Below are 23,642 nucleotides of genomic sequence, written 5' to 3' on the forward strand. Positions count from 1 at the left end.
AAGTGTCTATAAGATATTGAAAGCCTTTTCGGTAAAGTGTATACTAAAGAAGTAAAGAAAAATCTGCTTTAGCAGAAAATAAAAATAATAGGAGAAAATCTATGTCAGATTTGAAAAAATACGAAGGCGTCATTCCAGCCTTCTACGCATGTTATGATGAGCAAGGAGAAGTAAGTCCAGAGCGTACGCGTGCCTTGGTTCAATACTTCATTGATAAAGGTGTTCAAGGTCTTTATGTCAATGGTTCTTCTGGTGAATGTATCTACCAAAGCGTTGAAGATCGCAAGTTGATTTTGGAAGAAGTCATGGCGGTAGCCAAAGGTAAATTGACCATTATTGCCCATGTTGCTTGCAATAATACTAAAGATAGTATGGAACTTGCTCGCCATGCTGAAAGCTTGGGAGTAGATGCTATTGCAACGATTCCACCAATTTACTTCCGCTTGCCAGAATACTCAGTTGCCAAATACTGGAACGATATTAGTTCTGCAGCTCCAAACACAGACTACGTGATTTACAACATTCCTCAATTGGCAGGGGTTGCTTTGACTCCAAGCCTTTACACAGAAATGTTGAAAAATCCTCGTGTTATCGGTGTGAAGAACTCTTCTATGCCAGTTCAAGATATCCAAACCTTTGTCAGCCTTGGTGGAGAAGACCATATCGTCTTTAATGGTCCTGATGAGCAGTTCCTAGGAGGACGCCTCATGGGGGCTAGGGCTGGTATCGGTGGTACTTATGGTGCTATGCCAGAACTCTTCTTGAAACTCAATCAGTTGATTGCGGATAAGGACCTAGAAACAGCGCGTGAATTGCAGTATGCTATCAACGCAATCATTGGTAAACTCACTTCTGCTCATGGGAATATGTACGGTGTCATCAAAGAAGTCTTGAAAATCAATGAAGGCTTGAATATTGGATCTGTTCGTTCACCATTGACACCAGTGACTGAAGAAGATCGTCCAGTTGTAGAAGCGGCTGCTGCCTTGATTCGTGAAACCAAGGAGCGCTTCCTCTAATCTAAAAGGAGGTATTTATGACATATTACGTTGCAATTGATATCGGTGGAACCAACATCAAGTATGGTTTGGTTGATCAAGAGGGGCAACTTCTTGAATCGCATGAAATGCCAACTGAGGCGCATAAGGGTGGACCTCATATCTTACAAAAGACCAAAGATATCGTAGCTAGTTATTTAGAAAAAGGCCCAGTAGCAGGTGTTGCCATATCTTCTGCTGGGATGGTGGATCCGGATAAGGGTGAGATTTTCTATGCTGGGCCGCAAATCCCTAACTACGCAGGCACCCAGTTCAAAAAGGAAATCGAAGAAAGCTTTACTATTCCTTGTGAGATTGAAAATGATGTCAACTGTGCAGGTCTTGCTGAGGCAGTATCTGGTTCAGGCAAGGGAGCAAGTGTGACACTTTGCTTGACCATTGGAACCGGTATCGGTGGTTGCTTGATTATGGATAGGAAAGTCTTCCATGGTTTTAGCAATTCAGCCTGTGAAGTCGGGTATATGCATATGCAGGATGGAGCTTTTCAAGACTTGGCTTCTACAACAGCTTTAGTGAAATATGTAGCTGAAGCCCATGGAGAAGATGTTGATCAGTGGAATGGCCGTAGAATTTTCAAAGAAGCCACTGAAGGAAACAAAATCTGCATGGAAGGTATTGACCGTATGGTTGACTATCTAGGAAAAGGTCTGGCAAATATTTGCTACGTTGCCAATCCAGAAGTGGTTATTCTTGGTGGTGGTATCATGGGGCAAGAGGCTATCCTCAAACCTAAGATCCGCACAGCCTTGAAAGAGGCTTTGGTACCAAGTTTAGCAGAAAAAACACGATTAGAATTTGCTCATCACCAAAATACAGCAGGGATGTTGGGTGCATATTATCATTTTAAGACAAAACAATCCTAGTTTGGCTCAGCCAAACTAGGATTTTCTTACACGTTTTTGTCTACGATAGCCGTTGAGTTTTTTATTTTCCCAGTAGCTATTAAAGATTTTTTCCTTGCTTTCGCGATTGATTTCCAAAAAGTAGGCATAAATCAAATCGATAAAGAAGAGCATAGGAAGTTGAGCGGATATTCGTTGGATGTAGGAGGGTTGGCTGTGGGTGGCTACAAGAACAGTCTCTGTATAGGTCTGGCTATCTTTATTGGGAACACTTGTAAAGAGTACAGTCTTTGCCCCCATCTCCTTGGCATCTAATAGACTATCTAAAATAGAAGGAGTTGAGCCTGAAAGTGAGAAACCCAGTACTAGACAATTTTCATCCATGATGCTGGTTGTCCAGGCAAAGCCGTCTTGGTCTGTCAAAGCTTCGCAGACCACACCTAGTCGCATAAAACGTAATTTCATTTCACGGGCGACGAGGCCAGAACTCCCTGTTCCAAAGAAGTAGATACGCTCAGCATCTTCGATTAGCTGGGCAATTCGCTCTAGTTGGATTTCGTCAATCAAGTCTTGTGTTTGTTCCCTCATATTGCTATAACTTCTGAGGACTCGTTTGGTCAGTGGACTATACTATGCTTGGAGACTTGGTTGGCTTGATTTTCTGCCTGATGTTGGTATTGGAAAATAAATTCTCGGTAGCCAGTAAAGCCACACTTTTTAGCAAAGCGGGTCAAAGCAGCTTGAGAAATATGTAATTTTTGGGTGACTTGTTGAGAAGATAAATCATCTGTAATCGTTTCAGCTTGCAAAAAATAGCGAGCGATTTCTTGCTCTAGGTCTGTCATTTCTTCAAAATGTGAATCAATGATAGTTGCGATATCTGGTTTGTCCATAGGGAAAGCTCCTTTACATGGGTCATACTGGAAGACTAGATCAGGGAATAGTCACACTTCATTATAACACATAATATAAGGATAGATAAATAAAAACGCATCTCTGTTTTAAAAACGAAAAAATCGAAAAAGCTTCTCTCTTTTCCATAATTTTCTACTCAAATTGTGGTACAATTAAGAGTAAGATTTTAAGTTAGAAATGAGACTGATTTGTATGAGAAAATTTAACAGCCATTCGATTCCGATTCGGCTTAATTTATTGTTTTCAATCGTCATTTTACTCTTTATGACCATTATTGGTCGTTTGTTGTATATGCAGGTTTTGAACAAGGATTTTTACGAAAAAAAGCTAGCCTCAGCTAGTCAGACCAAGATTACAAGCAGTTCAGCCCGTGGGGAAATTTATGATGCTAGTGGAAAACCTTTGGTAGAAAATACGTTAAAGCAGGTTGTTTCCTTTACGCGTAGCAATAAAATGACGGCTACAGACTTAAAAGAAACAGCTAAAAAGTTACTGACTTATGTGAGCATCAGTTCTCCAAATTTGACAGAACGCCAGCTGGCGGATTACTATTTGGCTGATCCTGAAATCTATAAAAAAACAGTGGAAGCTCTCCCAAGCGAGAAACGCTTGGATTCAGATGGCAATCGTCTATCCGAATCAGAACTGTATAACAATGCGGTCGATAGTGTACAAACGAGTCAACTAAACTATACAGAGGATGAAAAGAAAGAAATCTATCTTTTTAGTCAGTTAAATGCTGTTGGAAACTTTGCGACAGGAACCATTGCGACAGATCCTCTAAATGATTCTCAGGTGGCTGTTATTGCCTCTATTTCAAAGGAGATGCCTGGCATTAGTATTTCTACTTCTTGGGATAGAAAGGTTTTGGAAACTTCCCTTTCTTCTATAGTTGGGAGTGTATCCAGTGAAAAAGCTGGTCTCCCAGCGGAAGAAGCAGAAGCCTATCTTAAAAAAGGCTATTCTCTAAATGATCGTGTAGGAACCTCCTATTTGGAAAAGCAATATGAAGAGACCTTACAAGGAAAACGCTCGGTAAAAGAAATCCATCTGGATAAATATGGCAATATGGAAAGCGTGGATACAATTGAGGAAGGTAGTAAGGGAAACAATATCAAACTGACCATTGATTTGGCCTTCCAAGATAGCGTGGATGCTTTACTGAAAAGTTATTTCAATTCCGAGCTAGAAAATGGTGGAGCCAAGTATTCTGAAGGTGTCTATGCAGTCGCCCTTAACCCAAAAACAGGTGCGGTTTTGTCTATGTCAGGGATTAAACATGACTTGAAAACGGGAGAGTTGACGCCTGATTCCTTGGGAACGGTAACCAATGTCTTTGTTCCAGGTTCGGTTGTCAAGGCGGCGACCATCAGCTCAGGTTGGGAAAATGGAGTCTTGTCAGGAAACCAGACCTTGACAGACCAGTCCATTGTCTTCCAAGGTTCAGCTCCCATCAATTCTTGGTATACTCAGGCTTACGGTTCATTCCCTATCACAGCGGTCCAAGCTCTGGAGTATTCATCAAATACCTATATGGTCCAAACAGCCTTAGGTCTTATGGGGCAAACCTATCAACCCAATATGTTTGTCGGCACCAGCAATCTAGAGTCTGCTATGGAGAAACTGCGTTCAACCTTTGGCGAATATGGCTTGGGTACTGCGACAGGAATTGACCTACCAGATGAATCTACTGGATTTGTTCCCAAAGAGTATAGCTTTGCTAATTACATTACTAATGCCTTTGGGCAGTTTGATAACTATACGCCGATGCAGTTGGCTCAGTATGTAGCAACTATTGCAAATAATGGTGTTCGTGTGGCTCCTCGTATTGTTGAAGGCATTTATGGTAATAATGATAAGGGAGGACTGGGTGACTTGATTCAGCAACTGCAACCGACAGAGATGAATAAGGTCAATATATCCGACTCCGATATGAGCATCTTGCACCAAGGTTTTTATCAGGTTGCCCATGGTACTAGTGAATTGACAACTGGACGTGCCTTTTCAAATGGCGCCTTGGTATCCATTAGCGGAAAAACAGGTACAGCCGAAAGCTATGTGGCAGATGGTCAGCAAGCAACCAATACCAATGCGGTGGCCTATGCCCCATCTGATAATCCCCAAATCGCTGTTGCAGTGGTCTTTCCTCATAATACCAATCTAACAAATGGTGTAGGACCTTCCATTGCGCGTGACATTATCAATCTGTATCAAAAATACCATCCAATGAACTAGAAAGGAAATTATGCTTTATCCAACACCTATTGCCAAGTTGATTGACAGTTATTCTAAGTTACCAGGTATCGGGATTAAGACGGCTACGCGTCTGGCCTTTTATACGATTGGGATGTCTGCTGATGATGTCAATGAATTTGCAAAAAATCTCCTTTCTGCTAAGAGAGAATTGACATATTGTTCTATTTGTGGACGTTTGACAGACGACGATCCTTGTTCTATCTGTACTGATCCGACTCGTGACCAGACAACAATTTTAGTTCTTGAGGATAGTAGAGATGTGGCAGCCATGGAAAATATCCAAGAATACCATGGACTCTATCATGTCCTTCATGGCCTCATTTCTCCTATGAATGGTATCAGTCCGGACGATATCAATCTCAAGAGCCTTATGACTCGTCTTATGGATAGTGAGGTTTCAGAAGTGATTGTGGCGACTAATGCTACAGCGGATGGTGAAGCGACTTCCATGTATCTTTCACGTTTGCTCAAGCCGGCTGGTATCAAGGTTACGCGTCTAGCACGAGGTCTCGCTGTGGGAGCGGACATTGAGTATGCGGACGAAGTGACACTCTTACGAGCGATTGAAAATCGGACAGAGTTGTAAGTGTAGGCAAATTTACGAACTCCATTCATTTATAAAAAATCAAAGAGGCTGAAAATCGTTCCTATCGGCCTCTTTTTGTATAGTGTGATGAGTAGGATCAGGTTCAAGTTTTAAAAAACCAAGCAAATATGATATACTAAAGAGCGAGTATTCTAGTAGAATTAGGACAAATAATATGAAACAAACGATTATTCTTTTATATGGTGGACGGAGTGCGGAACGCGAAGTCTCTGTCCTTTCAGCTGAGAGTGTCATGCGTGCGGTCGATTACGACCGTTTCACAGTCAAGACTTTCTTTATCAGTCAGTCAGGTGACTTTATCAAAACACAGGAATTTAGTCATGATCCGGGGCAAGAAGACCGTCTCATGACCAATGAAACCATTGATTGGGATAAGAAAGTTGCACCAAGTGCTATCTACGAAGAAGGTGCAGTGGTCTTTCCAGTCCTTCACGGGCCAATGGGAGAAGATGGCTCTGTTCAAGGATTCTTGGAAGTTTTGAAAATGCCTTACGTTGGTTGCAACATTTTGTCATCAAGTCTTGCCATGGATAAAATCACGACTAAGCGTGTTCTGGAATCTGCTGGTATTGCCCAAGTTCCTTATGTGGCTATCGTTGAAGGCGATGATGTGACTGCTAAAATCGCTGAAGTGGAAGAAAAATTGGCTTATCCAGTCTTCACTAAGCCGTCAAACATGGGGTCTAGTGTCGGTATTTCTAAGTCTGAAAACCAAGAAGAACTCCGTCAAGCCTTAGAACTTGCCTTCCGATATGATAGCCGTGTCTTGGTTGAGCAAGGAGTGAATGCCCGTGAAATTGAGGTTGGCCTCTTGGGGAACTACGATGTCAAGAGCACGCTACCAGGAGAAGTTGTCAAGGATGTTGCCTTTTATGACTACGATGCCAAGTATATTGATAACAAGATTACTATGGATATTCCTGCCAAAATCAGTGATGATGTGGTGGCTGTCATGCGTCAAAATGCAGAAACAGCCTTCCGTGCCATTGGTGGCCTTGGTCTATCTCGTTGCGATTTCTTCTATACAGATAAGGGAGAGATTTTTCTCAACGAGCTCAATACCATGCCAGGTTTCACCCAGTGGTCTATGTACCCACTACTTTGGGACAATATGGGGATCAGCTACCCAGAACTAATCGAGCGTTTGGTTGACCTTGCCAAGGAAAGTTTTGACAAGCGCGAAGCGCATTTGATATAAAATGAAAGAGAGGGTAGAAGCCAGAACCATCACTGCAAGGTGACTAGAGTTCTCGGACTTCAGCCCTTTTTAAAGGAGTAGAAATGAAATTAACAATCCATGAAATTGCCCAAGTTGTTGGAGTCAAAAATGATATCAGTATCTTTGAGGACACCCAGTTAGAAAAAGCTGAGTTTGATAGTCGTTTGATTGGAACTGGAGATTTATTTGTGCCACTTAAAGGTGCGCGTGATGGCCATGACTTTATTGAAACAGCCTTTGAAAATGGTGCAGCAGTAACCTTGTCTGAGAAAGAGGTCTCAAATCATCCTTACATTCTAGTAGATGATGTTTTGACAGCCTTTCAATCCCTAGCATCCTACTATCTTGAAAAAACGACTGTTGATGTCTTTGCTGTTACAGGTTCAAATGGCAAGACAACGACTAAGGATATGTTGGCGCATTTACTGTCAACAAGATACAAGACCTACAAAACACAAGGAAATTACAATAATGAGATTGGCCTTCCTTACACAGTTCTCCACATGCCTGAAGGAACAGAAAAGTTGGTCTTGGAGATGGGGCAGGACCACTTGGGAGATATTCATCTCTTGTCTGAATTGGCTCGTCCAAAAACAGCCATCGTGACCTTGGTTGGAGAAGCTCATTTGGCCTTTTTCAAAGATCGTTCTGAGATTGCTAAAGGAAAAATGCAAATTGCAGACGGAATGGCTTCAGGTTCCTTGCTTTTAGCGCCGGCTGACCCTATCGTAGAGGACTATTTGCCAACTGATAAAAAGGTGGTTCGTTTTGGTCAAGGAGCAGAGCTGGAAATTACTGACTTGGTTGAGCGCAAAGATAGTCTAACCTTCAAGGCCAATTTCTTAGAGCAAGCCCTTGATTTGCCAGTAACTGGCAAGTACAATGCGACAAATGCTATGATTGCATCCTATGTTGCCTTGCAAGAAGGAGTTTCAGAGGAGCAAATTCGTTTGGCCTTCCAAGATCTTGAATTGACGCGTAACCGTACCGAATGGAAGAAAGCAGCCAATGGAGCAGATATCCTGTCTGATGTATACAATGCCAATCCAACTGCTATGAAGTTGATTTTAGAGACTTTCTCTGCCATTCCAGCCAATGAAGGTGGCAAGAAAATTGCGGTTTTAGCGGACATGAAGGAACTGGGTAACCAGTCAGTTCAACTCCATAATCAGATGATTTTGAGCCTTTCTCCAGATGTGCTTGATACCGTTATTTTCTATGGAGAAGATATTGCTGAATTAGCCCAATTGGCTAGTCAAATGTTCCCAATAGGCCACGTTTACTACTTCAAGAAAACAGAAGACCAAGACCAATTTGAAGACCTAGTCAAGCAGGTCAAAGAAAGCCTTGGAGCCTATGACCAAATCTTGCTAAAAGGTTCTAACTCTATGAATCTAGCCAAATTGGTAGAACGTTTAGAAAATGAAGTCAAGTGATTTTGTCAAACATTTACGTATTTCTAAATCCATTTTTAACAACTAGCATGGTATAATAATATGCAGGAAAATTTTGAATTATGAGGAAGACTAGATGAATTTATGGGATATTTTCTTTACGACTCAGGCAACCGAGCCGCCCAAATTTGACCTTTTTTGGTATGTTAGCCTATTTACGCTCTTAGCCTTAACCTTTTATACAGCCCATCGCTATCGTGAAAAGAAGGTTTACCAACGATTTTTCCAAATCTTGCAGACTGTTCAGTTAATCCTTCTTTATGGTTGGTACTGGGTCAATCATATGCCACTGTCAGAAAGCCTACCCTTTTACCATTGCCGTATGGCTATGTTTGTGGTACTCTTGCTTCCTGGTCAATCCAAATATAAACAATACTTTGCATTATTGGGAACATTTGGGACATTAGCAGCCTTTGTTTATCCAGTGCCAGATGCTTACCCTTTTCCACATATCACCATTCTATCCTTTATCTTTGGTCATTTAGCACTCTTGGGGAACTCTCTAGTTTATCTATTGAGACAGTATAATGCGCGATTGCTGGATGTGAAGGGAATTTTTCTCATGACCTTTGCCCTAAATGCCTTGATTTTTGTGGTCAATTTGGTGACAGGTGGCGATTACGGATTTTTGACAAAACCGCCATTGGTTGGGGATCACGGTCTAGTAGCTAATTATTTACTTGTTTCAATTGTGCTGGTAGCTACTATCAGTTTGACTAAGAAAATCTTAGAATTCTTTTTAGCTCAAGAAGCAGAAAAAATGATTGCAAAGGAAGCTTAACACAGAGCTTTCTTTTTTGCTCTTAGAGAGTTTTTACAAGCAGCTTATAAAATAAGAATTTCTGAATAGACAAACTCAAAAAATGGCTGGGAAATTTAGGAAAAAAGCAAGCACGATTAAATTTTTTGTGTTATAATATTTTGTGAATAGCTATGCCTATGTTTAGCTATGGAATAATACGAAGTGCGAAACTTGGAAGATAGAGAGGAAGCGATGTAATGGCTAGAGAAGGCTTTTTTACAGGTCTAGATATTGGAACAAGCTCTGTCAAGGTGCTTGTGGCCGAGCAGAGAAATGGTGAATTAAATGTAATTGGCGTGAGTAATGCCAAAAGTAAAGGTGTAAAGGATGGAATTATTGTTGATATTGATGCAGCAGCAACTGCTATCAAGTCAGCCATTTCCCAAGCGGAAGAAAAGGCAGGCATTTCGATTAAATCAGTGAATGTCGGCTTGCCTGGTAATCTTTTGCAGGTAGAACCAACTCAGGGGATGATTCCAGTAACATCTGATACTAAGGAAATTACGGATCAAGATGTTGAAAATGTTGTCAAATCAGCTTTGACAAAGAGTATGACACCTGACCGTGAAGTCATTACCTTTATTCCTGAAGAATTTATTGTGGATGGTTTCCAAGGGATTCGTGACCCACGTGGCATGATGGGGGTTCGCCTTGAAATGCGTGGTTTGCTTTATACAGGACCTCGTACTATCTTGCACAATTTGCGTAAGACGGTTGAGCGTGCAGGTGTTCAGGTTGAAAATGTTATCATTTCACCACTAGCAATGGTTCAGTCTGTTTTGAACGAAGGGGAACGTGAATTTGGTGCTACAGTGATTGATATGGGGGCAGGTCAAACGACTGTCGCTACAATCCGTAATCAAGAACTCCAGTTCACACATATTCTCCAAGAAGGTGGAGATTATGTAACTAAAGATATCTCCAAGGTTTTGAAAACCTCTCGCAAATTAGCGGAAGACTTGAAACTGAATTACGGGGAAGCCTATCCGCCTCTTGCAAGCAAAGAAACCTTCCAAGTAGAGGTTATTGGAGAAGTAGAAGCAGTCGAAGTGACGGAAGCCTACTTGTCAGAAATTATTTCTGCACGAATCAAGCACATCCTTGAACAAATCAAGCAAGAATTAGATAGAAGGCGTCTATTGGACCTCCCTGGTGGTATTGTCTTAATCGGTGGGAATGCCATTTTACCAGGTATGGTTGAGCTTGCTCAGGAAGTCTTTGGCGTCCGTGTCAAGCTTTATGTTCCAAATCAAGTTGGTATCCGTAATCCAGCCTTTGCGCATGTGATTAGTTTATCAGAATTTGCGGGTCAATTAACAGAAGTTAATCTTTTGGCTCAGGGAGCGATAAAAGGTGAGAATGACTTAAGTCATCAGCCAATTAGTTTTGGTGGGATGCTGCAAAAAACAGCTCAGTTTGTACAATCAACGCCTGTTCAACCAGCTCCTGCTCCAGAAGTAGAGCCGGTGGCGCCTACAGAACCAATGGCGGATTTCCAACAAGCTTCACAAAATAAACCGAAATTAGCAGATCGTTTCCGTGGATTGATCGGAAGCATGTTTGACGAATAAAGAGGAAAAATAAATTATGACATTTTCATTTGATACAGCTGCTGCTCAAGGGGCAGTGATTAAAGTAATTGGTGTCGGTGGAGGTGGTGGCAATGCCATCAACCGTATGGTCGACGAAGGTGTTACAGGCGTAGAATTTATCGCAGCAAACACAGATGTACAAGCATTGAGTAGTACAAAAGCTGAGACTGTTATTCAGTTGGGACCTAAATTGACTCGTGGTTTGGGTGCAGGAGGTCAACCTGAGGTTGGTCGTAAAGCCGCTGAAGAAAGCGAAGAAACACTGACGGAAGCTATTAGTGGTGCCGATATGGTCTTCATCACTGCTGGTATGGGAGGAGGCTCTGGAACTGGAGCTGCTCCTGTTATTGCTCGTATCGCCAAAGATTTAGGTGCGCTTACAGTTGGTGTTGTAACACGTCCCTTTGGTTTTGAAGGAAGTAAGCGTGGACAATTTGCTGTAGAAGGAATCAATCAACTTCGTGAGCATGTAGACACTCTATTGATTATCTCAAACAACAATTTGCTTGAAATTGTTGATAAGAAAACACCGCTTTTGGAGGCTCTTAGCGAAGCGGATAACGTTCTTCGTCAAGGTGTTCAAGGGATTACCGATTTGATTACCAATCCAGGATTGATTAACCTTGACTTTGCCGATGTGAAAACGGTAATGGCAAACAAAGGGAATGCTCTTATGGGTATTGGTATCGGTAGTGGAGAAGAACGTGTGGTAGAAGCGGCACGTAAGGCAATCTATTCACCACTTCTTGAAACAACTATTGACGGTGCTGAGGATGTTATCGTCAACGTTACTGGTGGTCTTGACTTAACCTTGATTGAGGCAGAAGAGGCTTCACAAATTGTGAACCAGGCAGCAGGTCAAGGAGTGAACATCTGGCTCGGTACTTCAATTGATGAAAGTATGCGTGATGAAATTCGTGTAACAGTTGTTGCAACGGGTGTTCGTCAAGACCGCGTAGAAAAGGTTGTGGCTCCACAAGCTAGATCTGCTACTAACTACCGTGAGACAGTGAAACCAGCTCATTCACATGGCTTTGATCGTCATTTTGATATGGCAGAAACAGTTGAATTGCCAAAACAAAATCCACGTCGTTTGGAACCAACTCAGGCATCTGCTTTTGGTGATTGGGATCTTCGCCGTGAATCGATTGTTCGTACAACAGATTCAGTCGTTTCTCCAGTCGAGCGCTTTGAAGCCCCAATTTCACAAGATGAAGATGAATTGGATACACCTCCATTTTTCAAAAATCGTTAAGTAAATGAATGTAAAAGAAAATACAGAACTTGTTTTTCGAGAAGTTGCAGAGGCTAGTCTGAGTGCTCATCGAGAGAGTGGTTCGGTCTCTGTCATTGCAGTTACCAAGTATGTAGATGTACCGACAGCGGAAGCCTTGCTTCCGCTAGGTGTCCATCATATCGGTGAAAATCGTGTAGATAAGTTTCTGGAAAAATATGAAGCTTTAAAAGATCGAGATGTGACTTGGCATTTGATTGGTACCTTGCAAAGACGTAAGGTGAAAGATGTCATTCAATACGTTGATTATTTCCATGCATTGGACTCAGTAAAGCTAGCAGGGGAAATTCAAAAAAGAAGTGACCGAGTCATCAAGTGTTTCCTTCAAGTAAATATTTCTAAAGAAGAAAGCAAACACGGTTTTTCGAGAGAGGAACTGCTGGAAATCTTGCCAGAGTTAGCCAGACTAGATAAGATTGAATATGTTGGTTTAATGACGATGGCACCTTTTGAGGCTAGCAGTGAGCAGTTGAAAGAGATTTTCAAGGCGACCCAAGATTTACAAAGAGAAATTCAAGAGAAACAAATTCCAACTATGCCTATGACCGAGTTAAGTATGGGAATGAGTCGTGATTATAAAGAAGCGATTCAATTCGGTTCCACTTTTGTTCGTATAGGTACATCATTTTTTAAGTAGGAGAGAACCATGTCTTTAAAAGATAGATTCGATAGATTTATAGATTATTTTACGGAGGATGAGGATTCAAGTCTCCCTTATGAAAAAAGAGATGAGCCTGTGTTTACTTCAGTAAATTCTTCACAGGAACCGGCTCTCCCAATGAATCAACCTTCACAGTCGGCTGGTACAAAAGAGAACAATATCACCAGACTTCATGCAAGACAACAGGAATTGGCAAATCAGAGTCAGCGTGCAACGGATAAGGTCATTATAGATGTTCGTTATCCTAGAAAATATGAGGATGCAACAGAAATTGTTGATTTATTGGCAGGAAACGAAAGTATCTTGATTGATTTTCAGTATATGACAGAGGTGCAGGCTCGTCGTTGTTTGGACTATTTGGATGGAGCTTGTCATGTTTTAGCTGGAAATTTGAAAAAGGTAGCTTCTACCATGTATTTGTTGACACCAGTGAACGTTATTGTAAATGTTGAAGATATCCGTTTACCAGATGAAGATCAACAGGGTGAGTTCGGTTTTGATATGAAGCGAAATAGAGTACGATAATGATTTTTTTAATTCGTATGATTTATAATGCAGTGGATATTTACTCCCTGATTTTGGTAGCCTTCGCTGTCATGTCTTGGTTTCCAGGTGCCTACGAATCCAGTTTAGGTCGTTGGATTGTAGCGTTGGTAAAACCAGTGCTTGCTCCCTTGCAACGCCTGCCTTTACAGATAGCGGGTCTTGATTTATCTGTTTGGGTCGCGATTGTTTTGGTTCGATTTTTAGGAGAAAACCTAGTGCGTTTTCTGGCGATGATAGGATGAATAAAGGGATTTATCAGCATTTCTCCATAGAAGATCGTCCATTTCTTGACAAGGGAATGGAATGGATAAAGAAGGTAGAAGATAGCTATACTCCTTTTTTAACTCCTTTTATCAATCCTCATCAGGAGAAGCTATTAAAGATTTTGGCCAAAACCTATGGTCTTGCTTGTAGCAGTAGTGGGGAATTCGTCTTGAGTGAGTATGTTCGAGTTTTATTATACCCAGATTATTTCCAACCAGAGTTTTCAGATTTTGAAATATCTCTCCAGGAAATTGTGTATTCCAATAAATTTGAACATTTAACGCATGCTAAGATTTTAGGGACAGTCATCAATCAATTAGGGATTGAACGGAAACTTTTTGGAGATATCCTAGTAGATGAAGAACGGGCGCAGATTATGATTAATCAGCAGTTTCTTCTTCTCTTTCAAGATGGACTAAAGAAAATTGGTCGTATACCTGTTTCGCTGGAGGAACGTCCTTTCACCGAGAAAATAGATAAGCTAGAACAGTATCGAGAACTGGATTTATCTGTGTCTAGTTTTCGATTAGATGTTCTTTTATCAAATGTTTTGAAACTATCTAGGAATCAAGCAAACCAGTTGATTGAAAAGAAACTTGTCCAAGTAAATTATCATGTGGTAGACAAATCAGATTACACTGTTCAAGTTGGAGACTTGATTAGTGTGAGAAAATTTGGTCGCTTGAGATTACTTCAAGATAAGGGACAAACGAAAAAAGAGAAGAAAAAAATAACCGTCCAGTTATTATTAAGTAAGTGAGGAATAGAATGCCAATTACATCATTAGAAATAAAGGACAAGACTTTTGGAACTCGATTCAGAGGTTTTGATCCAGAAGAAGTCGATGAATTTTTAGATATTGTGGTTCGTGATTACGAAGATCTTGTGCGTGCGAATCATGATAAAAATTTGCGTATTAAGAGTTTAGAAGAGCGTTTGTCTTACTTTGATGAAATAAAAGATTCATTGAGCCAGTCTGTATTGATTGCCCAGGATACAGCTGAGCGAGTGAAACAGGCGGCGCATGAACGTTCAAACAATATCATTCATCAAGCAGAGCAAGATGCGCAACGCTTGTTGGAAGAAGCTAAATATAAGGCAAACGAGATTCTTCGTCAAGCAACTGATAATGCTAAGAAAGTCGCTGTTGAAACAGAAGAATTGAAGAACAAGAGCCGTGTCTTCCACCAACGTCTCAAATCTACAATTGAGAGTCAGTTGGCTATTGTTGAATCTTCAGATTGGGAAGATATTCTCCGTCCAACAGCTACTTATCTTCAAACCAGTGATGAAGCCTTTAAAGAAGTGGTTAGCGAAGTACTTGGAGAACCGATTCCAGTTCCAATTGAAGAAGAACCAATTGATATGACACGTCAGTTCTCTCAAGCAGAAATGGAAGAATTACAAGCTCGTATTGAGGTAGCCGATAAAGAATTGTCTGAATTTGAAGCTCAGATTAAACAGGAAGTGGAAGCTCCAACTCCTGTAGTGAGTCCTCAAGTTGAAGAAGAGCCTCTGCTCATCCAGTTGGCCCAATGTATGAAGAACCAGAAGTAGCTCCAGTGCATCCGACAGGTCCAACACCAGCTACAGAAACTGTTGATTCAGCACCGGGATTTGAAGCACCGCAAGAATCTGTTACAATTTTATAAGAAATATTCTGAGAACAATATCTTATCCTTATATTCCCAGCGAGCAGGAGATGGTGTGAGTCCTGCATTCCCTATCGATAAGATTATCCTCTCAAAAACTCAAGTCTGAATCTAGTAAGATTTGACGTTCCCCACGTTACGGGATAAGAGGGAGAAAGACTAAAACTTTTTCCGAATAAAGGTGGTACCACGATTTTCGTCCTTTTTGGAAGTCGTGGTTTTTAATTTGTTATTATTTATAAAGGAGATACCATGAAACTCAAAGACACCCTTAATCTTGGGAAAACTGAATTCCCAATGCGTGCAGGCCTTCCTACCAAAGAGCCAGTTTGGCAAAAGGAATGGGAAGATGCAAAACTTTATCAACGTCGTCAAGAATTGAACCAAGGAAAACCTCATTTCACCTTGCATGATGGCCCTCCATACGCTAACGGAAATATCCACGTTGGACATGCTATGAACAAGATTTCAAAAGATATTATTGTTCGTTCTAAGTCTATGTCAGGATTTTACGCACCATTTATTCCTGGTTGGGATACTCATGGTCTGCCAATCGAGCAAGTATTGTCAAAACAAGGTGTCAAACGTAAAGAAATGGACTTGGTTGAGTACTTGAAACTTTGCCGTGAGTACGCTCTTTCTCAAGTAGATAAACAACGTGAAGATTTTAAACGTTTGGGTGTTTCTGGTGACTGGGAAAATCCATATGTGACCTTGACTCCTGACTATGAAGCAGCTCAAATTCGTGTATTTGGTGAGATGGCTAATAAGGGTTATATCTACCGTGGTGCCAAGCCAGTTTACTGGTCATGGTCATCTGAGTCAGCCCTTGCTGAAGCAGAGATTGAATACCATGACTTGGTTTCAACTTCCCTTTACTATGCCAACAAGGTAAAAGATGGCAAAGGAGTTCTAGATACAGATACTTATATCGTTGTCTGGACAACGACTCCATTTACCATCACAGCTTCTCGTGGTTTGACGGTTGGTGCAGATATTGATTACGTTTTGCTTCAACCTGCTGGTGAAGCTCGTAAGTTTGTCGTTGCTGCTGAATTATTGACTAGCTTGTCTGAGAAATTTGGCTGGGCTGATGTTCAAGTTTTGGAAACTTACCGTGGCCAAGAACTCAACCACATCGTAACAGAACACCCATGGGATACAGCTGTAGAAGAGTTGGTAATTCTTGGTGACCACGTTACGACTGACTCTGGTACAGGTATTGTCCATACAGCCCCTGGTTTTGGTGAGGACGACTACAATGTTGGTATTGCTAATAATCTTGAAGTCGTAGTGACTGTTGATGAACGTGGTATCATGATGAAGAATGCTGGTCCTGAGTTTGAAGGTCAATTCTATGAAAAGGTAGTTCCAACTGTTATTGAAAAACTTGGTAACCTCCTTCTTGCCCAAGAAGAAATCTCTCACTCATATCCATTTGACTGGCGTACTAAGAAACCAATCATCTGGCGTGCAGTTCCACAATGGTTTGCCTCAGTTTCTAAATTCCGTCAAGAAATCTTGGACGAAATTGAAAAAGTGAAATTCCACTCAGAATGGGGTAAAGTCCGTCTTTACAATATGATCCGTGACCGTGGTGACTGGGTTATCTCTCGTCAACGTGCTTGGGGTGTTCCACTTCCAATCTTCTATGCAGAAGACGGTACAGCTATCATGGTAGCTGAAACGATTGAACACGTAGCTCAACTTTTTGAAGAACATGGTTCAAGCATTTGGTGGGAACGTGATGCCAAAGATCTCTTGCCAGAAGGATTTACTCATCCAGGTTCACCAAACGGCGAGTTCAAAAAAGAAACTGATATCATGGACGTTTGGTTTGACTCAGGTTCATCATGGAATGGAGTGGTGGTAAACCGTCCTGAATTGACTTACCCAGCCGACCTTTACCTAGAAGGTTCTGACCAATACCGTGGTTGGTTTAACTCATCACTTATCACATCTGTTGCCAACCATGGCGTAGCACCTTACAAACAAATCTTGTCACAAGGTTTTGCCCTTGATGGTAAAGGTGAGAAGATGTCTAAATCTCTTGGAAATACCATTGCTCCAAGCGATGTTGAAAAACAATTCGGTGCTGAAATCTTGCGTCTCTGGGTAACAAGTGTTGACTCAAGCAATGACGTGCGTATCTCTATGGATATTTTGAGCCAAGTTTCTGAAACTTACCGTAAGATTCGTAACACTCTTCGTTTCTTGATTGCCAATACATCTGACTTTAACCCAGCTCAAGATACAGTCGCTTACGATGAGCTTCGTTCAGTTGATAAGTACATGACGATTCGCTTTAACCAGCTTGTCAAGACCATTCGTGATGCCTATGCAGACTTTGAATTCTTGACGATCTACAAGGCCTTGGTGAACTTTATCAACGTTGACTTGTCAGCCTTCTACCTTGATTTTGCCAAAGATGTTGTTTACATTGAAGGTGCCAAATCACTGGAACGCCGTCAAATGCAGACTGTCTTCTATGACATTCTTGTCAAAATCACCAAACTCTTGACACCAATCCTTCCTCACACTGCGGAAGAAATTTGGTCATATCTTGAGTTTGAAACAGAAGACTTCGTCCAATTGTCAGAATTACCAGAGGCTCAAACTTTTGCTAATCAAGAAGAAATCTTGGATACATGGGCAGCCTTCATGGACTTCCGTGGACAAGCTCAAAAAGCCTTGGAAGAAGCTCGTAATGCAAAAGTAATCGGTAAATCACTTGAAGCACACTTGACAGTTTATCCAAACGAAGTTGTGAAAACTCTACTCGAAGCAGTAAACAGCAATGTGGCTCAACTTTTGATCGTGTCAGACTTGACCATCGCAGAAGGACCAGCTCCAGAAGCTGCCCTTAGCTTCGAAGATGTAGCCTTCACAGTTGAACGCGCTGCAGGTGAAGTATGTGACCGTTGCCGTCGTATTGACCCAACAACAGCAGAACGTAGCTACCAGGCAGTTATCTGTGACCACTGTGCAAGCATCGTAGAAGAAAACTTTGCGGAAGCAGTCGCAGAAGGATTTGAAGAGAAATAAGATTGAAAAGTCTAGGCAAAATTCAATTTGAGAAGAAAAGACAACTAATTTTATAGTCTATTAAACGCATTGTATCACGTTTTTGAACACCTGATATGATGCGTTTTTTATTTATTTTAAAAATTTGCGAGGTATGACTTTTTATACTCAACAAGAATCAAAGAGAAACTTAGCAAGCTAACAGTAGTAAGATAAAATAGGAATTTGATATTAGGGATAAGATTGGTAAATAGTGTAATATTTTTACAACAATAAATTTATATAGTTATTTCTGGTTTCTGAAAAGTATTATATTATATTTTATTTTATTTCATATTATACAAATTTTTATTTTATAATATCAGAAAATACTTTTTTTAAAAGCAAATATGATACAATTTTATTTGAAAAAAATAAAAAAGGAGATTTTATTATGAAATTAAAAACACTTGCTTTAATTAGTGGTATCGTCGGTCTTGTGGGAGGAATTTTACTTCTTATTGGTCCTTTTGTCTTGTTGGGAACAGCGGTAAATACAGCTGCTACAACTCTTAATGGAGGAGCTACTGCAGGGGCTTTTTCAGGTGTTGCCTTACTCTTGAATGCCTTGAAGATTGCAAATCTTGTTCTTGGTATCATTGCTATTGTTTACTATAAAGGAGATAAGCGTGTAGGTGCAGCTCCGTCTGTACTAATGATTGTTTCTGGTGGAGTTAGTCTCATTCCATTCTTAGGATGGGTTGGGGGGATTCTTGCTATTATCGGAGGATCTCTGTTCCTTGCAACATTGAAGAAATTCAAATCAGAAGAATAAAAGGTATTTTAGCATGAAAAGAACAAAAAAGTTTATCGGTATAGGAGTAGCTCTATTATCTCTTTCTCTTCTAGTTGCATGTGGAACATAAAGTTCAAAGAATACTTCAACAAGTAATGATGAGAAGACAGTAGCAACATCCAATAGTTCAAAAGAAACAATCACTTTCGATACACCGGTTGTAACAGACGATGCGATTGAATCAATGCGCACTTATGCAGATTATATAGATCTTTATAAAAATATTTTTGATGATTATTTTACTAAAGCTGAGGAAGGTTTCAAAGGCACAGCTATGGAAAATAATGACTCGTTTACTAAACTAAAAGAGTCAACTCAAAAATTATTCGATGCGCAGAAAAAAGGTTAAATAATGAAGATAGAATAGAAACAGCCAAAAACAATGTGATTGCCAAACATTGTCAAACAGTCCTTTCCTTTTTGGTTTTGACTAGCTTTTTTGTGAAAAATTGTGTAAAATAGAATAGATAAACGAGGGGAAACCTCGGAAAATTTAAAGGAGAATCCATCTAATGGTAAAATTGGTTTTTGCTCGCCACGGTGAGTCTGAATGGAACAAAGCTAACCTTTTCACTGGTTGGGCTGATGTTGATTTGTCTGAAAAAGGTACACAACAAGCGATTGACGCTGGTAAATTGATCAAAGAAGCTGGTATCGAATTTGACCAAGCTTACACTTCAGTATTGAAACGTGCTATCAAAACAACTAACTTGGCTCTTGAAGCTTCTGACCAATTATGGGTTCCAGTTGAAAAATCATGGCGCTTGAACGAACGTCACTACGGTGGTTTGACTGGTAAAAACAAAGCTGAAGCTGCTGAACAATTTGGTGATGAGCAAGTTCACATCTGGCGTCGTTCATACGATGTATTGCCTCCAAATATGGACCGTGATGATGAGCACTCAGCTCACACAGACCGTCGTTATGCTTCACTTGACGACTCAGTAATCCCAGATGCTGAAAACTTGAAAGTGACTTTGGAACGTGCTCTTCCATTCTGGGAAGATAAAATCGCTCCAGCTCTTAAAGATGGTAAAAACGTATTCGTAGGAGCTCACGGTAACTCAATCCGTGCCCTTGTAAAACACATCAAAGGTTTGTCAGATGATGAGATCATGGATGTGGAAATCCCTAACTTCCCACCATTGGTATTCGAATTCGATGAAAAATTGAACGTTGTTTCTGAATACTACCTTGGAAAATAAAAAATTGTAAGCCTAGGATTGATTTCTAGGCTTTTTATGTTAGTATGGAAGTATGATAAGGAATAAAAAACAAGATTATGTACTGGCCTACAAGCAACCAGCTTCAACCACTTACATGGGTTGGGAAGAAGAAGCTTTACCGATAGGTAATGGTTCTTTAGGAGCAAAAGTATTTGGCCTTATAGGGGCTGAACGGATTCAATTTAATGAAAAAAGTCTCTGGTCTGGAGGTCCACTTCCTGATAGTTCAGATTATCAGGGTGGAAATCTTCAGGCTCAGTATGTTTTTTTAGCTGAGATTCGGCAGGCTTTGGAGAAGAGAGATTACAATCTGGCTAAGGAACTGGCTGAGCAGCACCTAATTGGGCCAAAAACGAGTCAATATGGGACCTATCTGTCTTTTGGGGATATTCACATTGAGTTCAGCCAGCAAGGTACGACTTTGTCTCAGGTGACGGACTATCAGAGACAGTTGAATATTAGTAAGGCACTTGCGACGACTTCTTATGTCTATAAGGGAACGCGATTTGAACGTGAAGCTTTTGCGAGTTTTCCAGATGATCTCTTGGTTCAATGTTTTACTAAGGAAGGGTTGGAAACTCTAGATTTTACTATAGAACTATCCTTGACCTGTGATTTGGCTTCTAATGGAAAGTATGAGCAGGAAAAATCTGATTACAAGGAGTGTAAGTTGGATATTACTGATTCTCATATCTTGATGAAGGGAAGAGTTAAGGATAATGATCTGCGGTTTGCTAGTTATCTAGCTTGGGAAACGGATGGAGATATTAGAGTTTGGTCAGATAGGGTTCAGATATCAGGAGCCAGTTATGCCAATCTCTTCTTGGCCGCTAAGACGGATTTTGCCCAAAATCCTGCTAGCAATTATCGCAAGAAACTAGATTTAGAGCAACAGGTGATAGACTTGGTGGACACAGCTAAAGAAAAGGGCTATACCCAATTGAAATCAAGGCATATCGAGGACTACCAAGCTTTATTCCAGCGTATTCAATTGGATTTGGAAGCTGATGTTGACGCATCCACTACAGATGATTTGTTAAAAAATTATAAGCCACAAGAAGGGCAGGCTTTGGAGGAGCTGTTCTTCCAGTATGGACGGTATTTATTGATTAGTTCGTCCAGAGACTGCCCAGATGCTCTACCAGCTAACCTACAGGGAGTCTGGAATGCGGTCGACAATCCTCCTTGGAATTCGGACTATCACTTAAATGTCAATCTGCAGATGAATTATTGGCCAGCCTATGTTACCAATCTCCTAGAGACGGTCTTTCCAGTCATCAACTATGTAGATGATTTGCGTGTCTATGGTCGTCTAGCGGCTGTAAAGTATGCAGGAATCGTCTCTCAGAAAGGTGAGGAGAATGGTTGGTTGGTTCATACTCAAGCGACTCCCTTTGGTTGGACGGCACCTGGTTGGGATTACTATTGGGGTTGGTCACCAGCTGCCAATGCGTGGATGATGCAAACCGTTTATGAAGCCTATTCATTTTATAGGGACCAAGACTATCTCAGGGAGAAAATTTATCCCATGTTGAGGGAAACGGTTCGTTTTTGGAATGCCTTTTTACATAAGGATCAGCAGGCGCAGCGTTGGGTGTCTTCTCCGTCTTATTCCCCAGAACATGGGCCGATTTCGATTGGCAATACTTATGACCAATCTCTGATTTGGCAGTTATTTCATGATTTTATTCAGGCTGCTCAGGAATTGGGACTGGATGAGGACTTGTTGACTGAGGTTAAGGAGAAGTCTGATTTACTAAATCCTTTGCAAATCACTCAATCTGGTCGAATCAGGGAGTGGTATGAGGAGGAAGAGCAGTATTTTCAAAATGAGAAAGTGGAGGCCCAGCATCGGCATGCTTCCCATCTAGTGGGACTCTATCCTGGCAATCTCTTTAGCTACAAGGGACAAGAGTATATTGAAGCGGCGCGTGCTAGCCTCAATGATCGTGGAGATGGCGGCACAGGCTGGTCCAAGGCTAATAAGATCAATCTCTGGGCGCGTTTGGGAGATGGCAATCGAGCCCATAAATTATTGGCAGAGCAGTTAAAGATATCCACCTTGCCAAATCTTTGGTGTAGCCATCCTCCTTTTCAGATAGATGGTAATTTTGGTGCTACTAGTGGCATGGCAGAAATGTTACTCCAGTCTCATGCAGCTTATCTGGTACCTCTAGCTGCCCTACCTGATGCTTGGTCAACAGGTTCTGTTTCAGGCTTAATGGCACGTGGACATTTTGAAGTGAGCATGAGCTGGGAAGATAAAAAACTCTTACAGTTGACCATTTTATCAAGGAGTGGAGGAGATTTGCGAGTTTCTTATCCAGATATTGAGAAGAGTGTGATTAAAATGAATCAAGAAAAAATAAAAGCGAAATGCATGGGGAAAGATTGTATTTCGGTGGCAACAGCAGAAGGTGATCTTGTTCAATTTTATTTTTAAGAAGATGTTATAAGGCAGTAATTTGAAACTTCCTTTTAATAAGGATTTAAGAATATAGGCAGTTTCCAACTAGTTGAAAAAGCGTTATAATGATAATAGGAAGTAATACTCAATGAAAATCAAAGAGCACAAACTAGGAAGCTAGCCGCAGGTTGCTCAAAACAGTGTTTTGAGGTTGTAGATGGAAGCTGACGTGGTTTGAAGAGAGATTTTCGAGGAGTATAATTTGTTTGATAGAGGGTGGGTCTGATGGCTTATATTGAGATGAAACACTGTTACAAGCGTTATCAGGTTGGGGACACGGAGATTGTGGCCAATCGTGATGTGAATTTTGAGATTGAAAAGGGGGAGCTGGTTATTATCCTTGGTGCTTCAGGTGCAGGCAAGTCAACAGTGCTTAACCTTCTTGGGGGAATGGATACCAATGATGAAGGGGAAATCTGGATTGATGGTGTTAATATTGCGGATTATAGTTCCCACCAGCGCACCAATTACCGTAGAAATGATGTGGGGTTTGTTTTTCAGTTTTATAATCTAGTTTCTAATCTGACAGCTAAGGAAAATGTGGAACTGGCTTCTGAAATTGTGACAGATGCCTTGAATCCTGATCAGGTCTTGACAGATGTAGGTCTGGCTCATCGTCTCAATAACTTTCCAGCCCAGCTTTCTGGAGGGGAGCAACAGCGAGTCTCCATTGCACGCGCGGTAGCTAAAAATCCTAAAATTCTCCTTTGTGATGAACCGACTGGAGCCTTGGATTATCAGACGGGCAAGCAGGTTTTGAAAATTCTCCAAGACATGTCTCGTCAAAAGGGAGCGACGGTGATCATCGTGACTCATAATGGAGCTTTGGCGCCCATTGCTGATCGCGTGATTCATATGCACGATGCCAGTGTCAAGGATGTGGTGCTCAACCAGCATCCTCAGGATATTGACAGTTTGGAGTACTAGT

Annotated in this window: 20 protein-coding genes and 1 pseudogene; 20 read left to right on the plus strand and 1 reads right to left on the minus strand. The window is 41.0% G+C overall.

Annotated elements, in window-relative coordinates:
- The first annotated feature begins 101 nt into the window (after nt 1-101).
- The gene (locus AT689_RS05780) at nt 102-1,019 is read left to right on the plus strand and encodes a dihydrodipicolinate synthase family protein (protein ID WP_001281529.1); all 918 of its coding nucleotides are present in this window, start codon (nt 102-104) and stop codon (nt 1,017-1,019) included.
- 17 nt (nt 1,020-1,036) lie between these two features.
- Nucleotides 1,037-1,921, plus strand: coding sequence for an ROK family protein (locus tag AT689_RS05785; protein WP_000222983.1), 885 nt, complete (start codon nt 1,037-1,039; stop codon nt 1,919-1,921).
- 15 nt (nt 1,922-1,936) lie between these two features.
- Here AT689_RS05785 and AT689_RS05790 read toward each other — a convergent pair.
- Nucleotides 1,937-2,793: pseudogene (locus tag AT689_RS05790) on the minus strand (MurR/RpiR family transcriptional regulator).
- Between the two features lie 199 nt (nt 2,794-2,992).
- Between AT689_RS05790 and pbp2b the strand changes: the two are divergent.
- From pbp2b to AT689_RS05890, 18 genes are all read left to right on the plus strand, one after another.
- Entirely contained in the window at nt 2,993-5,050 is a 2,058-nt protein-coding gene (gene pbp2b / locus AT689_RS05795; RefSeq protein WP_078132150.1) for a penicillin-binding protein 2B, read from the plus strand.
- A gap of 10 nt (nt 5,051-5,060) precedes the next feature.
- On the plus strand, nt 5,061-5,657 hold the full coding sequence (recR, locus tag AT689_RS05800) for a recombination mediator RecR (RefSeq protein ID WP_000966743.1): 597 nt from the start codon (nt 5,061-5,063) through the stop codon (nt 5,655-5,657).
- Between the two features lie 175 nt (nt 5,658-5,832).
- The gene (locus AT689_RS05805; RefSeq protein ID WP_000814633.1) at nt 5,833-6,876 is read left to right on the plus strand and encodes a D-alanine--D-alanine ligase; all 1,044 of its coding nucleotides are present in this window, start codon (nt 5,833-5,835) and stop codon (nt 6,874-6,876) included.
- An 83-nt stretch (nt 6,877-6,959) separates the two neighbouring features.
- A complete protein-coding gene (locus AT689_RS05810; protein ID WP_000778712.1) occupies nt 6,960-8,333 on the plus strand; it encodes a UDP-N-acetylmuramoyl-tripeptide--D-alanyl-D-alanine ligase in 1,374 nt (457 codons plus the stop codon).
- Between the two features lie 94 nt (nt 8,334-8,427).
- Entirely contained in the window at nt 8,428-9,132 is a 705-nt protein-coding gene (locus AT689_RS05815; protein WP_001055246.1) for a YwaF family protein, read from the plus strand.
- A 218-nt stretch (nt 9,133-9,350) separates the two neighbouring features.
- Nucleotides 9,351-10,724: a cell division protein FtsA gene (ftsA, locus tag AT689_RS05820; RefSeq protein ID WP_000090395.1), complete on the plus strand. Its 1,374-nt coding sequence runs from the start codon at nt 9,351-9,353 to the stop codon at nt 10,722-10,724.
- Between the two features lie 16 nt (nt 10,725-10,740).
- The gene (gene ftsZ, locus AT689_RS05825; protein WP_000144280.1) at nt 10,741-12,000 is read left to right on the plus strand and encodes a cell division protein FtsZ; all 1,260 of its coding nucleotides are present in this window, start codon (nt 10,741-10,743) and stop codon (nt 11,998-12,000) included.
- A gap of 4 nt (nt 12,001-12,004) precedes the next feature.
- Nucleotides 12,005-12,676 carry a YggS family pyridoxal phosphate-dependent enzyme gene (locus tag AT689_RS05830; protein ID WP_001101084.1) on the plus strand — a complete coding sequence of 224 codons (672 nt, stop codon included), beginning with the start codon at nt 12,005-12,007 and terminating at the stop codon, nt 12,674-12,676.
- A 9-nt stretch (nt 12,677-12,685) separates the two neighbouring features.
- Nucleotides 12,686-13,225, plus strand: a complete 540-nt coding sequence (locus AT689_RS05835) for a cell division protein SepF (RefSeq protein ID WP_000053388.1) — start codon at nt 12,686-12,688, stop codon at nt 13,223-13,225.
- A complete protein-coding gene (locus tag AT689_RS05840) occupies nt 13,225-13,488 on the plus strand; it encodes a YggT family protein (protein WP_000576513.1) in 264 nt (87 codons plus the stop codon). Before AT689_RS05835 ends, AT689_RS05840 begins: the two co-directional genes overlap by 1 nt.
- Entirely contained in the window at nt 13,485-14,270 is a 786-nt protein-coding gene (locus tag AT689_RS05845) for a YlmH family RNA-binding protein (RefSeq protein WP_001032425.1), read from the plus strand. Before AT689_RS05840 ends, AT689_RS05845 begins: the two co-directional genes overlap by 4 nt.
- Before the next feature lie 8 nt (nt 14,271-14,278).
- Nucleotides 14,279-15,067, plus strand: coding sequence for a cell division protein DivIVA (gene divIVA, locus AT689_RS05850; protein ID WP_001818543.1), 789 nt, complete (start codon nt 14,279-14,281; stop codon nt 15,065-15,067).
- A 347-nt stretch (nt 15,068-15,414) separates the two neighbouring features.
- Nucleotides 15,415-18,207 (plus strand): isoleucine--tRNA ligase, encoded by a 2,793-nt coding sequence (ileS, locus tag AT689_RS05865; RefSeq protein WP_000768069.1) that lies wholly within the window; start codon nt 15,415-15,417, stop codon nt 18,205-18,207.
- A 412-nt stretch (nt 18,208-18,619) separates the two neighbouring features.
- Nucleotides 18,620-19,000: a hypothetical protein gene (locus AT689_RS05870; RefSeq protein WP_001867686.1), complete on the plus strand. Its 381-nt coding sequence runs from the start codon at nt 18,620-18,622 to the stop codon at nt 18,998-19,000.
- A 205-nt stretch (nt 19,001-19,205) separates the two neighbouring features.
- Nucleotides 19,206-19,370: a hypothetical protein gene (locus AT689_RS13015; RefSeq protein ID WP_001867683.1), complete on the plus strand. Its 165-nt coding sequence runs from the start codon at nt 19,206-19,208 to the stop codon at nt 19,368-19,370.
- A 163-nt stretch (nt 19,371-19,533) separates the two neighbouring features.
- Nucleotides 19,534-20,226: a phosphoglycerate mutase gene (locus AT689_RS05880; protein WP_000240129.1), complete on the plus strand. Its 693-nt coding sequence runs from the start codon at nt 19,534-19,536 to the stop codon at nt 20,224-20,226.
- Between the two features lie 52 nt (nt 20,227-20,278).
- Nucleotides 20,279-22,690, plus strand: a complete 2,412-nt coding sequence (locus AT689_RS05885; protein ID WP_000620718.1) for a glycoside hydrolase family 95 protein — start codon at nt 20,279-20,281, stop codon at nt 22,688-22,690.
- Nucleotides 22,691-22,939: 249 nt separating this feature from the next.
- Nucleotides 22,940-23,641: an ABC transporter ATP-binding protein gene (locus AT689_RS05890; RefSeq protein WP_000323365.1), complete on the plus strand. Its 702-nt coding sequence runs from the start codon at nt 22,940-22,942 to the stop codon at nt 23,639-23,641.
- Nucleotide 23,642 lies beyond the last annotated feature (1 nt).

Source organism: Streptococcus pneumoniae (assembly GCF_001457635.1).
GTDB lineage: Bacteria > Bacillota > Bacilli > Lactobacillales > Streptococcaceae > Streptococcus > Streptococcus pneumoniae.